17 protein-coding genes are annotated in these 13870 nt (G+C 71.5%); 16 read left to right on the forward strand and 1 reads right to left on the reverse strand.

All coding sequences use genetic code 11. The features are described 5' to 3' along the window. Positions 1-196: 196 nt before the first annotated feature. The 10 genes from hisD to ACFVXA_RS13260 all read left to right on the forward strand — a co-directional run bounded on the left by hisD (position 197) and on the right by ACFVXA_RS13260 (position 7905). Positions 197-1522 carry a histidinol dehydrogenase gene (gene hisD, locus ACFVXA_RS13215; RefSeq protein WP_383738788.1) on the forward strand — a complete coding sequence of 442 codons (1326 nt, stop codon included), beginning with the start codon at positions 197-199 and terminating at the stop codon, positions 1520-1522. Further along, positions 1519-2625 carry a histidinol-phosphate transaminase gene (locus ACFVXA_RS13220; protein ID WP_362031713.1) on the forward strand — a complete coding sequence of 369 codons (1107 nt, stop codon included), beginning with the start codon at positions 1519-1521 and terminating at the stop codon, positions 2623-2625. The genes hisD and ACFVXA_RS13220 overlap by 4 nt, the downstream gene beginning before the upstream one ends. Continuing rightward, positions 2622-3215, forward strand: coding sequence for an imidazoleglycerol-phosphate dehydratase HisB (gene hisB / locus ACFVXA_RS13225; protein ID WP_362031715.1), 594 nt, complete (start codon positions 2622-2624; stop codon positions 3213-3215). Before ACFVXA_RS13220 ends, hisB begins: the two co-directional genes overlap by 4 nt. Continuing rightward, positions 3212-3376, forward strand: a complete 165-nt coding sequence (locus tag ACFVXA_RS13230; protein ID WP_189187717.1) for a hypothetical protein — start codon at positions 3212-3214, stop codon at positions 3374-3376. The genes hisB and ACFVXA_RS13230 overlap by 4 nt, the downstream gene beginning before the upstream one ends. Continuing rightward, positions 3367-4017 carry an imidazole glycerol phosphate synthase subunit HisH gene (gene hisH, locus ACFVXA_RS13235; protein WP_362031718.1) on the forward strand — a complete coding sequence of 217 codons (651 nt, stop codon included), beginning with the start codon at positions 3367-3369 and terminating at the stop codon, positions 4015-4017. Before ACFVXA_RS13230 ends, hisH begins: the two co-directional genes overlap by 10 nt. Continuing rightward, the gene (gene priA, locus ACFVXA_RS13240) at positions 4017-4745 is read left to right on the forward strand and encodes a bifunctional 1-(5-phosphoribosyl)-5-((5-phosphoribosylamino)methylideneamino)imidazole-4-carboxamide isomerase/phosphoribosylanthranilate isomerase PriA (protein WP_390024995.1); all 729 of its coding nucleotides are present in this window, start codon (positions 4017-4019) and stop codon (positions 4743-4745) included. The genes hisH and priA overlap by 1 nt, the downstream gene beginning before the upstream one ends. Next, positions 4742-5140 (forward strand): RidA family protein, encoded by a 399-nt coding sequence (locus tag ACFVXA_RS13245; RefSeq protein WP_362031722.1) that lies wholly within the window; start codon positions 4742-4744, stop codon positions 5138-5140. Before priA ends, ACFVXA_RS13245 begins: the two co-directional genes overlap by 4 nt. Further along, positions 5137-5892 (forward strand): imidazole glycerol phosphate synthase subunit HisF, encoded by a 756-nt coding sequence (hisF, locus tag ACFVXA_RS13250; protein WP_362031724.1) that lies wholly within the window; start codon positions 5137-5139, stop codon positions 5890-5892. The genes ACFVXA_RS13245 and hisF overlap by 4 nt, the downstream gene beginning before the upstream one ends. A 137-nt stretch (positions 5893-6029) precedes the next feature. Next, positions 6030-6617, forward strand: a complete 588-nt coding sequence (locus ACFVXA_RS13255) for an ArsR/SmtB family transcription factor (RefSeq protein WP_383738778.1) — start codon at positions 6030-6032, stop codon at positions 6615-6617. Between the two features lie 25 nt (positions 6618-6642). Then, complete coding sequence (locus ACFVXA_RS13260) at positions 6643-7905, forward strand: MFS transporter (RefSeq protein WP_390024997.1); 1263 nt, start codon at positions 6643-6645, stop codon at positions 7903-7905. 169 nt (positions 7906-8074) lie between these two features. Here ACFVXA_RS13260 and ACFVXA_RS13265 read toward each other — a convergent pair whose 3' ends face one another. Then, positions 8075-8710, reverse strand: coding sequence for a TIGR03085 family metal-binding protein (locus ACFVXA_RS13265; RefSeq protein ID WP_390024999.1), 636 nt, complete (start codon positions 8708-8710; stop codon positions 8075-8077). A gap of 225 nt (positions 8711-8935) precedes the next feature. Here ACFVXA_RS13265 and hisI point away from each other — a divergent pair, with 225 nt between their 5' ends. The 6 genes from hisI (at position 8936) to trpC (ending at position 13840) form a co-directional block, all read left to right on the forward strand. Beyond that, the gene (gene hisI / locus ACFVXA_RS13270) at positions 8936-9358 is read left to right on the forward strand and encodes a phosphoribosyl-AMP cyclohydrolase (protein ID WP_362031732.1); all 423 of its coding nucleotides are present in this window, start codon (positions 8936-8938) and stop codon (positions 9356-9358) included. 11 nt (positions 9359-9369) lie between these two features. Continuing rightward, entirely contained in the window at positions 9370-10848 is a 1479-nt protein-coding gene (locus tag ACFVXA_RS13275; RefSeq protein ID WP_362031734.1) for an anthranilate synthase component I, read from the forward strand. A gap of 185 nt (positions 10849-11033) precedes the next feature. Next, positions 11034-11696 carry a TIGR02234 family membrane protein gene (locus ACFVXA_RS13280; protein WP_362031736.1) on the forward strand — a complete coding sequence of 221 codons (663 nt, stop codon included), beginning with the start codon at positions 11034-11036 and terminating at the stop codon, positions 11694-11696. Between the two features lie 257 nt (positions 11697-11953). After that, a complete protein-coding gene (locus ACFVXA_RS13285) occupies positions 11954-12202 on the forward strand; it encodes an HGxxPAAW family protein (RefSeq protein WP_362031738.1) in 249 nt (82 codons plus the stop codon). A gap of 158 nt (positions 12203-12360) precedes the next feature. After that, a complete protein-coding gene (locus ACFVXA_RS13290) occupies positions 12361-12864 on the forward strand; it encodes a DUF2752 domain-containing protein (protein ID WP_389512141.1) in 504 nt (167 codons plus the stop codon). Positions 12865-13030: 166 nt separating this feature from the next. Next, positions 13031-13840, forward strand: coding sequence for an indole-3-glycerol phosphate synthase TrpC (gene trpC, locus ACFVXA_RS13295; protein ID WP_362031742.1), 810 nt, complete (start codon positions 13031-13033; stop codon positions 13838-13840). Positions 13841-13870 lie beyond the last annotated feature (30 nt).

The following is a 13870-nucleotide window of genomic DNA, read 5'->3' on the forward strand; positions in this document are numbered from 1 at the left end:
GGTGAGGGGGATGTTCCGCGGAACCGAAGGTGGCCGGTATCAGCCACTGAGGAGTCGCGGGGCCGGGGTCGTATCAGCCACCGAGGAGTCTCGGCCCGGGGTCGTATCAGCCAATGACCAGCCTTCGGTCCCGGCGTTGTATCAGCCATTGATACAGCCGACCGGCGCGTTGTCGCCGTCTGAGAGAATTGGGACCGTGATCTCCCGAATCGATCTGCGCGGCGACGCCCTCCCCGAGGGCTCCGCCCTGCGCGACCTGCTGCCCCGAGCCGACTTCGACGTATCGGCCGCCCTGGAGAAGGTGCGTCCGATCTGCGAAGCCGTGCATCATCGTGGCGACGCGGCGCTGATCGACTACGCGGAGAAATTCGACGGGGTGAAGCTGGCGTCCGTACGGGTTCCGGCCCAGGCGCTCGCCGACGCCCTGGAGCAGCTCGACCCGGCCGTGCGCGCGGCTCTGGAGGAGTCCATCCGCCGCGCCCGCCTGGTCCACCGCGCCCAGCGCCGTACGACGCACACCACCCAGGTCGTGCCGGGCGGCTCCGTCACCGAGAAGTGGGTGCCGGTCGAGCGCGTCGGGCTGTACGCCCCCGGTGGACGCTCCGTCTACCCCTCGTCCGTGATCATGAACGCGGTCCCGGCGCAGGAGGCCGGGGTCGCGTCCATGGCGCTCGCCTCCCCGCCGCAGAAGGAGTTCGGCGGCCTTCCGCACCCCACGATCCTCGCCGCCTGCGCACTGCTCGGCATCGACGAGGTGTACGCGGCCGGAGGAGCCCAGGCCGTAGCGATGTTCGCGCACGGCACCGAGTCCTGCGCCCCGGCCGACATGGTCACGGGCCCCGGCAACATCTGGGTCGCCGCCGCCAAGCGCTACTTCACCGGCAAGATCGGCATCGACGCCGAGGCCGGCCCCACCGAGATCGCGGTCCTCGCCGACGAGAGCGCCGACCCGGTGCACGTGGCCGCCGACCTGATCAGCCAGGCCGAGCACGACCCGATGGCCGCCGCCGTCCTCGTCACGGACTCCGTCGAACTGGCGGAGGCGGTCGAGAAGGAGCTCGAGCCGCAGGTCGCGGCCACCAAGCACATCGAGGACCGGATCGTCCCGGCGCTCAGCGGCAAGCAGTCCGCGATCGTCCTGGTCGACGGCGTGGACGAGGGCCTGCGCGTCGTCGACGCGTACGGCGCCGAGCACCTGGAGATCCAGACGGCCGACGCCGCCGCGGTCGCGGACCGGGTGAAGAACGCGGGCGCGATCTTCATCGGCCCCTGGGCGCCGGTGTCCCTGGGCGACTACGCGGCCGGCTCCAACCACGTCCTGCCCACCGGCGGCTGCGCCTGCCACTCCTCGGGCCTGTCCGTCCAGTCCTTCCTGCGCGGCATCCACATCGTCGACTACACGAAGGACGCGCTGGCCGACGTGGCGCATCACGTGGTGACGCTGGCGGACGCGGAGGACCTGCCCGCGCACGGCGCGGCGATCAAGGCACGGTTCGGTTGGAAGGTACCCGAGAGCAAGTGACTGGCATCGACGATCTCCCCGTACGGGACGAGCTGCGCGGCAAGTCCCCCTACGGCGCGCCCCAACTCGACGTCCCCGTACGTCTGAACACGAACGAGAACCCGTACCCGCTGCCCGAGCCGCTCGTCGAGCGGATCGCCGAGCGCGTGCGCGAGGCCGCCCGCGACCTCAACCGCTACCCCGACCGGGACGTGGTGGAGCTGCGCACCGAGCTGGCCAAGTACCTGACGAAGACCGGCAACCACCGGGTCGGCGTCGAGAACGTCTGGGCGGCCAACGGTTCGAACGAGGTGATCCAGCAGCTGCTGCAGACCTTCGGCGGACCGGGCCGTACCGCGATCGGCTTCGAGCCCTCCTACTCGATGCACGCGCTCATCGCGCGCGGCACCGGCACCCGCTGGATCTCCGGCCCGCGCGGCGAGGACTTCACGATCGACCTCGCCGCCGCCGAGCGCGCCGTCGCCGAGAGCCGACCCGACGTCGTCTTCATCACCACCCCCAACAACCCCACGGGCAACGCGGTTCCGCCCGAGACCGTCCTCGCGCTGTACGAGGCCGCGCAGGCCGCGAAGCCGTCGATGGTGATCGTGGACGAGGCGTACATCGAGTTCAGCCACGGCGCCTCGCTGCTGCCGCTGATCGAAGGTCGGCCGAATCTCGTCGTCTCGCGGACCATGTCCAAGGCCTTCGGAGCGGCCGGCCTGCGCCTCGGCTATCTCGCCGCGCACCCCGCCGTCGTGGACGCCGTTCAGCTCGTACGTCTGCCGTACCACCTGTCGGCCATCACCCAGGCGACCGCGCTGGCCGCCCTGGAGCACACCGACACACTGCTCGGGTACGTGGAGCAGCTGAAGACCGAGCGGGACCGGCTGGTCGCCGAACTGCGTGCGATCGGGTACGAGGTGACCGCGTCGGACGCGAACTTCGTGCAGTTCGGGCGGTTCGAGGACTCCCACACCGTCTGGCAGAAGATCCTCGACCGGGGCGTCCTGGTCCGGGACAACGGCGTACCGGGATGGCTGCGGGTCTCCGCCGGCACCCCGGCCGAGAACGACGCGTTCCTGGACGCGGTACGTGAACTGAAGAAGGAGCAGAGCGCATGAGCCGCGTAGGACGTGTCCAGAGAACGACGAAGGAGACGTCGGTCCTCGTCGAGATCGATCTCGACGGGTCCGGCAAGGTCGATGTGGCGACCGGTGTCGGCTTCTACGACCACATGCTCGACCAGCTCGGCCGGCACGGTCTGTTCGACCTGACCGTGAAGACCGAGGGCGACCTGCACATCGACTCGCACCACACCATCGAGGACACCGCCCTCGCGCTCGGCGCCGCCTTCAAGCAGGCGCTAGGCGACAAGGTGGGGATCTATCGATTCGGGAACTGCACGGTTCCCCTGGACGAGTCCCTCGCCCAGGTCACCGTCGACCTCTCCGGCCGCCCGTACCTCGTGCACACCGAGCCCGAGAACATGGCGCCGATGATCGGCGAGTACGACACGACGATGACCCGGCACATCCTGGAGTCCTTCGTCGCCCAGGCCCAGATCGCGCTGCACGTGCACGTGCCCTACGGGCGCAACGCGCACCACATCGTGGAATGCCAGTTCAAGGCGCTCGCCCGCGCGCTGCGCTACGCCTCCGAGCGCGACCCGCGCGCCGCCGGAATCCTCCCCTCCACGAAGGGCGCGCTGTGACCGGCCTGTCGAGCATCCTGATCGTCGTCGGACTCTTCCTGCTCGGCGGCATCTACTCCTTCGTCAAGCAGCAGATGCCCAAGAGCCTCATCGTGCTGCTCTCCATCGGCGCCGCGATGTGTCTGGTCGCGGGTGTCATGAGGCTGGAGGTGTGGAATTGAGCCCTGCTCCCAAACGAGTGGTCGTCTTCGACTACGGCTTCGGGAACGTCCGTTCCGCCGAGCGTGCCCTCGCGCGTACCGGCGCCGAGGTCGAGATAACGCGTGACTTCGACAAGGCCATGAACGCGGACGGCCTGCTGGTGCCCGGCGTCGGCGCCTTCGCCGCCTGCATGAAGGGCCTGAAGGACGCCCGCGGCGACTGGATCATCGACCGCCGGCTGTCCGGCGGCCGCCCGGTGATGGGCATCTGCGTCGGCATGCAGATCCTCTTCGGGCGCGGTATCGAGCACGGCGTGGAGACCGAGGGCCTCGACGAGTGGCCCGGCACGGTCGCGCCGCTCCAGGCCGACATCGTCCCCCACATGGGATGGAACACGGTCGAGACGCCGGCCGGCTCGCAGCTCTTCGCGGGGCTCGACACCGACGCGCGCTTCTACTTCGTCCACTCCTACGCCGTCCACGACTGGTCGCTGGAAGTCGCGAACCCGGCGATGCGCGCCCCCCTGGTCACCTGGTCGACGCACGGCAAGCCCTTCGTGGCGGCCGTCGAGAACGGCGCCCTGTGGGCCACCCAGTTCCACCCCGAGAAGTCCGGCGACGCCGGAGCGCAGCTGCTGAACAACTGGATCGGAACCCTCTGATGGCTTCGAAGCTCGAACTCCTCCCCGCCGTCGACGTCCGCGACGGCCAGGCCGTCCGCCTCGTCCACGGCGAGTCCGGTACGGAGACCTCCTACGGCTCCCCCCTGGAGGCCGCCCTCGCCTGGCAGCGCGCGGGCGCCGAGTGGCTGCACCTCGTCGACCTGGACGCCGCGTTCGGCACCGGCGACAACCGCGCGCTGATCGCCGAGGTGACCGGGGCGATGGACATCAAGGTGGAGCTGTCCGGCGGTATTCGTGACGACGCTTCCCTGGCGGCGGCTCTGGCCACCGGCTGCACCCGGGTGAACCTCGGGACGGCCGCCCTGGAGACCCCCGAGTGGGTCGCCGAGGTCATCGCCGGGCACGGCGACAAGATCGCGGTCGGTCTCGACGTACGCGGCACGACGCTGCGCGGCCGCGGCTGGACCCGCGACGGCGGCGACCTCTACGAGACGCTGGAGCGCCTCGACAAGGAGGGCTGCGCGCGGTACGTGGTGACGGACATCGCGAAGGACGGCACGCTCCAGGGCCCGAACCTGGAGCTGCTGAAGAACGTCTGCGCGGCGACGGACCGCCCGGTGGTGGCGTCGGGCGGGGTGTCCTCGCTGGACGACCTGCGCGCCATCGCGGAACTGGTCCCGCTGGGCGTCGAGGGCTCGATCGTCGGCAAGGCCCTGTACGCCAAGGCGTTCACGCTGGAAGAGGCCCTGGAGGCGGTAGCCCCGTGAGCGACGTGCGACGCGTGGGGACCGGCGCGCCCTGGGAGGAGACCTTCGGCTACTCCCGCGCGGTGGAGCTGCCGAACGGCCTGGTGCTGGTGGCCGGCTGCACCTCCGTGATCGACGGTGAGATCGCCCCCGGCGACCCCTACGAGCAGACGGTCAACTCCTTCAACGCCGCGTTCGCCGCACTGGAGCAGCTCGGCCTCGGCCGCGACGACGTCGTCCGTACGCGCCTGTACATCACCCATGCCCGGGACGTGGAGGACGTGGGACGCGCCCACAAGGAGCTGTTCGACACCGTGCGCCCCGCCGCATCCATGATCATCGTCTCCGGCTTCGTGGACCCGCGTCTGGTCGTCGAGGTCGAGGTGGAGGCGTTCCGAGGAGTGTCCACCGCATGACCCTTGCCGTACGAGTCATCCCCTGCCTGGACGTGGACAACGGCCGGGTGGTCAAGGGCGTCAACTTCCAGAACCTGCGCGATGCCGGCGACCCCGTCGAGATGGCCAAGGTGTACGACGCCGAGGGCGCCGACGAGCTCACCTTCCTGGACATCACCGCGTCCTCCGGCAACCGCGAGACGACGTACGACGTGGTGCGGCGCACGGCGGAGCAGGTCTTCATCCCGCTGACGGTCGGCGGCGGTGTCCGTACCGCCGAGGACGTGGACAAGCTGCTGCGCGCGGGTGCGGACAAGGTCGGCGTCAACACGGCCGCGATCGCCCGGCCGGATCTCATCCGTGAGATCGCGGAGCGGTTCGGGCGTCAGGTGCTGGTGCTGTCCGTGGACGCGCGCCGCACTCCCGCCGGGACCTTCGAGGTCACCACGCACGGCGGCCGCAAGGGCACCGGTATCGACGCCGTCGAGTGGGCGCACCGGGCCGCCGAGCTGGGCGCGGGCGAGATCCTGCTCAACTCGATGGACGCGGACGGCACGAAGGACGGGTACGACATCGAGATGATCGAGGCCGTACGCAAGCACGTGACCGTGCCGCTCATCGCCAGCGGTGGCGCGGGGCGGCTCGCCCACTTCCCGCCGGCCATCGCCGCGGGGGCCGACGCGGTGCTCGCCGCGTCCGTCTTCCACTTCGGGGATCTGCGGATCAGTGAGGTGAAGGAGACGTTGCGGGGGGCGGGGCATCCCGTTCGCTGACGCCGGTTGTGTGCTGAGCCCCGGTCACTGGGTGGCCGGGGCTCAGTACTGCCCAGATGCGAAATCTGTCCAGATGCGAAAGGGAAGTTGCGCAATTTTTGTTGCGCAACTTTTCTTTCACATCTAGGGTTCTGGTCATGGCCGAGAAGGAGAACCGCCGCATCACGGATCTGGGCACGCTCAAAGCACTCGCCCATCCGCTGCGCATGAAGCTCTACCGGGCCCTGTTCGTGGCCGGGGCGGCGACCGCCTCACAGCTCGGAGAGCTGGTCGACGAGGCCCCCTCGCTGGTCAGCTATCACCTGCGCAAGCTCGCCGAGCACGGGCTGATCGAGGAGGCCGAGCCGCGGAGCGGGGACGGGCGCGAACGCTGGTGGCAGCCGGCGTCGGACGGCGTGACCGTCCGCGACGAGGACTTCCGGGACGCGCCGGAGAAGGCGGCGGCGCATGCGGCGTTCTCCCGGCTGCTCGTCGACCAGCGCGCCGACCTCTACCGGCATTACCTGGACGAGCGCCATGCCTGGAGCTCCGAATGGATCCGCGCCGCCTTCGACTCCGAGTCCCTGCTCAGGGTGTCGGCCGGCGAACTGGCCGAGTTCAACGAGGAACTGCTCGCCCTCATCAAGAAGTACGACGAGAAGAGCCGCGCGGACGAAGCGGCCGGTGCCACCGAAGGGCGCGAGAACGTCGCGCTGCACGTGTACGGCTTCCCGTTCCGCCCCTGACCCGGCGTCTGAGAGGACCGCGTCCGTGACCGCGACCGTGACCGTCATACCCCCGGCCCCCGCCGCCACCGGCGGACCCGCCCACCGCGACGGCAACGTCCTGCGCTGGCTCGGCGCCTACACCGCGTCGATGGTCGGCGACAACATCTACTACCTCGCCTTGTCCTGGGCGGCCGTCCAGGCCGGAACGCCTTCGCAGGCCGGAGCGGTGATGGCCGTGAGCGCCGTCCCGCGCGCCCTGCTGATGCTGGGCGGGGGAGTCGTCGCCGACCGGTTCGGGCCTCGGAAGGTCGTCATCGGGAGTGACGCCGTGCGCTGCGCGGCCGTCCTCGCGGTGGCCGCGGTGCTCTTCGCGGCCAGTCCCGGGCTCTGGCTGCTGGCCCTGCTCGCCGTCGTCTTCGGCACCGTCGACGCCGTCTTCATGCCCGCCGTGGGCGCCCTCCCGGCCCGCGTCACCAGCCGTGATCAGCTCGCCCGGGTGCAGGGCATGCGGGGCCTCGCGATCCGCTTCGCCGGCGTGGTGGGCGCACCGCTCGGCGGCCTGGGCGTGGCGCTCGGGGGCTCGGCCGCGGCGTTCGGGCTGGCGGGGATGCTGATCGCCGTGTCGGTGCCGCTGCTGATCTCCGTACGGATGCGGGAGCTGCCCCCGGACGACGACGCACTGGACAAGGCCGGCCAGACGGCCTGGCGCGACCTTCGTGACGGCCTGCGCTACATCCGCGGCCACCGTGTCCTCGCCCCGCTCATCGCCGCCATCGCGCTCGGCGACCTGGGCTTCGTCGGGCCGCTGAACGTGGGACTGACCCTGCTGGCCGACCGGCGTGGCTGGGGGGCCTCCGGGATGGGCTGGGTGGTCGCCGCGTTCGGGACCGGCGCCGGAGTCGCCGCGCTGCTGCTGACCCTGCGCGGACGGCTGCCGCGCGCGGGGAGCCTGGCCGCCGTGGCCATCCTCGGAGGCTCGGTCGCGATCGGCGCGCTCGCCTTCGTGCCGAGCGTCGCGGCGGCCGTGGGCATCGCTCTCGCGATCGGGCTGCTCGCGGGGCTCAGCGGCGCCCTGTGCGGCGCGCTGCTGCAGACCCAGGCCGACCCCGCCTACCTGGGCCGGGTCAGCGCCGTCTCCGGCATCGTCAGTCTGGGCCTCGCCCCGCTCAGCATGCCGCTGACCGCCGCCGCGATCGGCTGGTGGGGCACCGGCCCCGTCTTCGTCACCAGCGCAGTGGTGTGCGGCCTCGGCGGGGTCCTCGCCCTGTGCGTAGGGCCCCTGCGCCGGGCCGAACTCCCGCGGTAGCGGTCAGAAGAAGCTGCGGACAGAAGAAACTGCGGTCACAAGTAGCTGCGGCCAGAAGAAGCTGCGGTCACAAAATGCTGCGGCCGGAAGAAGCAGTGGTCAGAGGCGGCGGTCAGCGGCAGCGGCCAGAGACGGCCGTCCAGAGGCGGCGGTCAGCGGCAGCGGGTCCTCAGATGCCCAGCTGCTTCGTCTCGTGCAGCTTCGCGATCGCGTCCTTGTCGCCGTCCAGCGCCACGTCGGCCACCTTCTGCCGGCCGTAGGCGAACAGCAGCAGCTCCGAGGGCTCGCCGGTCACCGTCACGACCGGCGTGCCCTTGTGCGCGACCGCCGTCTGGCCGTCCGGGCGGCGCAGTACGAGGCCGGTGGGGGCGCCCCGGCCGGTCAGCCGGGCCGTGCGATCCAGCCGGGACCACAGGGCGTCCTGGAAGACCGGGTCCAGCTCGCGCGGCGCCCAGTCGGCCTGCGCACGCCGTACGTCCTCGGTGTGGACGTAGAACTCGACGGTGTTCGAGGCCTCGTCGATCTGCTTCAGCGAGAACGGCGAGAAGCGCGGCGGGCCGGTACGGATCAGCTGGATCAGCTCCTCGTACGGCTTCTCCGCGAACTCCGCCATCACCCGCTCCAGGCGGGGTGCCAGCTGCTTGATCAGAATCCCGCCGGCGGCGTCGGCGCGGCGCTCGCGCACCACCACGTGCGCGGCCAGATCCCGGGTGTTCCAGCCCTCGCACAGGGTCGGGGCATCCGGTCCCACGGCTTCCAACAAATCGGCGAGGAGGAGTCGTTCACGCTTGGCATGGGTCGACATGACCATCAGCCTACGACCGGGCGGTCGGTCCGCCCAGTGGGGATCCGCCCGCCGCGCCCGCTGCCCGCCCCGGGGACGCCTGGACACCGCGCCCGCGGCCCCCGGGGGGAGACCCGGCGATGTCTGGTCAGGTCCGGCGATGTCCAGTGGTCCGGTGAGGTCCGGGGAGGTCCGGCCTGTGGACAACGGGCGGGTGTGTCGGTACGGCGCGGCACAATGGCACCCATGACCAGTACGCCTCCGACCAGTACGCCTCCGTCGGGCAGGCCCAGCGGCCTGGACCCCGAGATCGCCGCGCGCCTCAAGCGCAGCGCCGACGGGCTCGTCCCCGCCATCGCCCAGCAGTACGACACCGGTGAGGTGCTGATGCTCGGCTGGATGGATGACGAGGCGCTGCATCGCACCCTCACCACGGGCCGCTGCACGTACTGGTCGCGCAGCCGCCGGGAGTACTGGGTCAAGGGCGACACCTCCGGCCACTTCCAGCACGTGAAGTCCGTGGCCCTGGACTGCGACGCCGACACGGTCCTGGTCCAGGTCGACCAGATCGGCGCCGCCTGCCACACCGGGGCGCGGACCTGCTTCGACGCCGACGTCCTGACCGTACGAGAGGACGCCGAGTCCGACGTACCGTCCCTGGATCAGTAAGGTCAGCCGCCATGGACCTCGAGACGTTCCGCAAGCTGGCCACCGACCGGCGCGTGATCCCCGTCAGCCGCAAGCTCCTCGCGGACGGCGACACGCCGGTCGCGCTCTACCGCAAGCTCGCCGCCGAGCGCCCCGGCACCTTCCTCCTGGAATCCGCGGAGAACGGCCGCTCCTGGTCCCGCTACTCCTTCGTGGGCGTCCGCAGCCACGCCACCCTCACGGAGCGCGACGGGCAGGCCCACTGGCTCGGCACGCCGCCGGTGGGCGTCCCTGTGGACGGCGACCCGCTCGCCGCCCTGCGCGCCACCATCGAGGCGCTGCACACCCCGCACGGCGAGGGCCTGCCCCCGTTCACCGGCGGCATGGTCGGCTATCTCGGGTACGACATCGTGCGCCGCCTGGAGAAGATCGGCCCCGGCGAGCGGGACGACCTCAAGATCCCCGAGCTGACCATGCTGCTCACCAGCGACCTCGCGGTCCTGGACCACTGGGACGGCTCGGTCCAGCTGATCGCCAACGCGATCAACCACAACGACCTCGACACGGGCGTCGACGAGGCCCACGCGGACGCGGTCGCCCGCCTCGACGCCATGGAGGCCGACCTCTCGCGCGCGGTCTCGCAGCCCCCGGCCGCGCTGCCGCCCTCCGAACTCCCCGAGTACACCGCGCTCTGGGGCGGCCCCGACTTCCGGGACGCCGTCGAGGACATCAAGGAGCGCATCCGGGCGGGCGAGGCCTTCCAGGTCGTCCCCTCCCAGCGCTTCGAAACGCCGTGCACGGCAAGCGCGCTGGACGTCTACCGGGTCCTGCGGGCGACCAACCCCTCCCCGTACATGTACCTCTTCCGCTTCGACGGCTTCGATGTCGTCGGCTCGTCTCCGGAAGCCCTGGTCAAGGTCGAGGACGGGCAGGCCATGGTGCATCCCATCGCGGGCACCAGGCCGCGCGGCGCCACCGTCCAGGACGACCAGGCCCTCGCCGACGAACTGATCGCCGACCCCAAGGAGCGCGCCGAGCACCTCATGCTCGTCGACCTGGGACGCAACGACCTCGGACGGGTCTGCGAGCCGGGCTCGGTCGAGGTCGTCGACTTCATGTCCATCGAGCGGTACTCCCATGTGATGCACATCGTCTCGACGGTGACCGGCCGGGTCGCGGCCGGCCGCACCGCCTTCGACGTACTGACGGCCTGCTTCCCGGCCGGCACCCTCTCGGGCGCCCCCAAGCCGCGCGCGATGCAGATCATCGACGAACTGGAGCCGTCCAGAAGGGGGTTGTACGGCGGCTGCGTGGGCTATCTGGACTTCGCGGGCGACTCCGACACCGCCATCGCCATCCGTACGGCCCTGCTGCGGGACGGCACCGCGTATGTCCAGGCGGGTGCCGGAATCGTCGCGGACTCCGACCCCGTCGCGGAGGACGACGAGTGCCGCAACAAGGCGGCGGCGGTACTGCGCGCGGTGCACACGGCGAACCGGCTGGGGCGGTAGAGGGCCGACCGGCTCCACCGGGGACCACGGCCACCGCCGCCGGGCGCCCACTGTTCCAGCGCGGAACAGCCGCCGGGCGCCCACTGTGCCAGCGTGCGAACAGCCGCCGGGCGCCGACCGTTTCCGGTAGTGGGACGAGGCTCACGTGAGCCCCGAGTGACGGTTCGCCCGGGGTTCAGGCGATAGTGGAGTACGTGACTGCCGTACCGCACCCCCGAACCGAAGCCGCCGGACCCGCTGGATTCGAGCGGTCCAGCCGGCGCAGCCTTGCCGTGGCCCTGTTCTGCGGCGCGCTCGGCGCGGCCGTGGCCCTGCTCTCCACCCGGCAGAGCTGGTCGGAGGGCACTGCGACGGTGGCCGGCGGCGCCTTCCCGCTGACCGCCAAGGGCAGCGACGTCACCGGCGTCCCCGCCGCACTCGCGATAGTGGGCCTCGCCGCGCTCGTCGCCGTCTTCGCCGTACGCCGTTCCGGGCGCCTGCTGGTCTCGGCGCTGCTCGCGCTCTCCGGCGCCGGCACGGTCGTCGCGGCCGTGCTCGGGGCGAGCGACAGCTCCGCGCTCGACGAGAAGGCCGCGGCCGCCTCCGGCAACACCGCCGCCACCGCGGACGCGCTCAGCCACACCGCCTGGCCGTACGTCGCCGCCGCGGGCGGGGCGCTCATCCTCCTCGCGGGGCTGCTCGCGCTGCGCTACGGCCGGCTGTGGCCCGCGATGTCGGGCCGCTACGAGCGCGACGGGACGCCCCGGCCGCGCAAGGCCAAGCCGGTCGACCCGGACCGCCCCGAGGACCTCTGGAAGGCGCTCGACCGCGGAGAGGACCCGACGGGGCCCGATCCGGCGGGGACGTAGGCAGGGACGACGCAGACGGCGGCGACGTGGGCAGCGGGGGGCGTGGGCAGGACGGCCGGTGCTCGGCCGCTCGGATCCGGCGGGGCCCAAGGACCTAAGTCCCGCCGACCGCAGGTCTTCGGCCCCGGGGCTTTCGTCGTGACTTGGCGGAACCGGCGCGCAAGGGGCGACCCCGCGCTCACGGCGGGCGTCGTTGTACTGGACAATGGACGATGAGCGTCCGACTCACACACGCATACAGCAACGAGGAGCAAGTCATGGCGGGCAGCAGCCACGGTCACACCCCGGCCGCCTGGACCGGTGTCATCATCGCCTTCATCGGTTTCTGCGTCGCGGGTGCCTTCATGGTGATGGCCGACCCGCTGGGCTTCTGGGCCGGCATGGTCATCGTCGTGCTCGGCGGTGTCGTCGGCATGGCGATGCGGGCGGCGGGCCTGGGCCAGCCGAAGGCCACGCGCGCGGAGCCGGTCCGCCCGGTGCGCGAGACCGTGACCGCCGACGCCTGACCCCGTCGGGCTGATGCCTGACCCCGTAAGGGTTCAGAGCTTCGCGTGAGGCGGCCCCGGCAGAAGTGCCGGGGTCGCCTCACGTGTACGCGGCGAGCCTGCGGTACGCCCGGCCCGCTCGTGGGCGTGGCGAGCGCGTCACGTGCCGGAGGGGCAGAATGCGTGGGGTGAAGGCCCAAACCCAGAGGGTGCGCGAGCTCGGTCCAGGCGCGGCTGTCCATGCCGGTGCCGGTGGCGGCGCTGGTGCGGGTACGGGTGCCGCCGGTGCGGTGTTGCGGCGGCTCGTCGTTCCCGGTGCGCTGCTCGCGTCCGTCGTCGGCGCCTTCGCGTACGTCGGGGCCGTCGACCCCAACCAGCCCGGGCACTATCCCGTCTGCCCCCTGTTGCGGTTCGCGGGTGTGTACTGCCCCGGCTGCGGCGGCCTGCGCGGCGCGCACGCCCTCGTGCACGGGGACTTCGCGGCGGCCCTCACCGACAACGCGCTCGCCGTCGCGGGATACCTGGTCTTCGCGGTGGTGTGGACCGTCTGGGTGGTCCGTTCCGTGCGGGGACGGCCGACGCGGCTGGATCTGGGGCCGGTCCACCTGTGGAGCGTGGGCGCGTTGGCGCTGGTCTTCACGATCGTCCGGAACCTGCCGTTCGGAGGCTGGTTGCATCCTTGATCAAGTGGCAAATGTCCAGGTAGTGGGACCGCCGTCAACCGGATGCGAGGCCTACGCCTTCCTCCGGATACCATCGGAGTGACAAGTCTTCGCCGTCCGAGGCGGTGAACCCGGGTCAGATGCGCAACCGCTTCAACTGTCCACCGCAGGGAAGGGGGCCGCTCGCGTGAGTGTGCTCGACGAGATCATCGACGGAGTCCGTGCCGACCTCGCGGAGCGGCAGGCGCGCGTCAGCCTCGACGAGCTCAAGGAGCGCGCGGCGAAGGCTCCGGCCGCCAAGGACGGAGTGGCCGCCCTGCGCGGTGACGGCGTCAAGGTCATCTGCGAGGTCAAGCGCTCCAGCCCGTCCAAGGGCGCGCTCGCCGCGATCGCCGACCCGGCCGCGCTGGCCGCGGACTACGAGGCGGGCGGCGCGGCCGTCATCTCCGTCCTCACCGAGGAGCGTCGCTTCGGCGGCTCGCTCGCGGACCTGGAGGCCGTCCGCGCCCGCGTGGACATCCCGGTCCTGCGCAAGGACTTCATCGTCACGTCGTACCAGCTGTGGGAGGCCCGGGCGTACGGCGCCGACCTCGCGCTGCTGATCGTGGCCGCCCTCGACCAGCCCGCCCTGGAGTCCCTCATCGAGCGCGCCGAGTCCATCGGGCTCACGCCGCTCGTCGAGGTGCACGACGAGGACGAGGTCGAGCGTGCGGTGGACGCCGGGGCGAAGATCATCGGTGTCAACGCGCGCAATCTGAAGACGCTGAAGGTCGACCGCGCCACCTTCGACCGTGTCGCCCCCGAGATCCCGGCCGGCATCGTCAAGGTCGCCGAGTCCGGTGTCCGTGGACCGCACGACCTGATCGCGTACGCCAACGCCGGGGCCGACGCGGTGCTGGTGGGCGAGTCGCTCGTCACCGGCCGCGACCCGAAGACGGCCGTCTCCGACCTCGTGGCCGCCGGGGCGCACCCCGCGCTGCGCCACGGACGGGACTGACCCGGCCGGTGCCCACCCCGACCCACGCCC

The sequence above is a fragment of the Streptomyces sp. NPDC058246 genome (assembly GCF_042881985.1).
Taxonomy (GTDB): domain Bacteria; phylum Actinomycetota; class Actinomycetes; order Streptomycetales; family Streptomycetaceae; genus Streptomyces.

What these genes read in the sequence shown, in the direction of transcription:
- ACFVXA_RS13290 (WP_389512141.1), top strand. Translation starts at nt 12,361, where the DNA reads ATGCGTGGGGTGAAGGCCCAAACCCAGAGGGTGCGCGAGCTCGGTCCA.
- ACFVXA_RS13255 (WP_383738778.1), top strand. Translation starts at nt 6,030, where the DNA reads ATGGCCGAGAAGGAGAACCGCCGCATCACGGATCTGGGCACGCTCAAA.
- hisB (WP_362031715.1), top strand. Translation starts at nt 2,622, where the DNA reads ATGAGCCGCGTAGGACGTGTCCAGAGAACGACGAAGGAGACGTCGGTC.
- hisI (WP_362031732.1), top strand. Translation starts at nt 8,936, where the DNA reads ATGACCAGTACGCCTCCGACCAGTACGCCTCCGTCGGGCAGGCCCAGC.
- ACFVXA_RS13265 (WP_390024999.1), bottom strand. Translation starts at nt 8,710, where the DNA reads ATGTCGACCCATGCCAAGCGTGAACGACTCCTCCTCGCCGATTTGTTG.
- hisF (WP_362031724.1), top strand. Translation starts at nt 5,137, where the DNA reads ATGACCCTTGCCGTACGAGTCATCCCCTGCCTGGACGTGGACAACGGC.
- ACFVXA_RS13275 (WP_362031734.1), top strand. Translation starts at nt 9,370, where the DNA reads ATGGACCTCGAGACGTTCCGCAAGCTGGCCACCGACCGGCGCGTGATC.
- ACFVXA_RS13285 (WP_362031738.1), top strand. Translation starts at nt 11,954, where the DNA reads ATGGCGGGCAGCAGCCACGGTCACACCCCGGCCGCCTGGACCGGTGTC.
- priA (WP_390024995.1), top strand. Translation starts at nt 4,017, where the DNA reads ATGGCTTCGAAGCTCGAACTCCTCCCCGCCGTCGACGTCCGCGACGGC.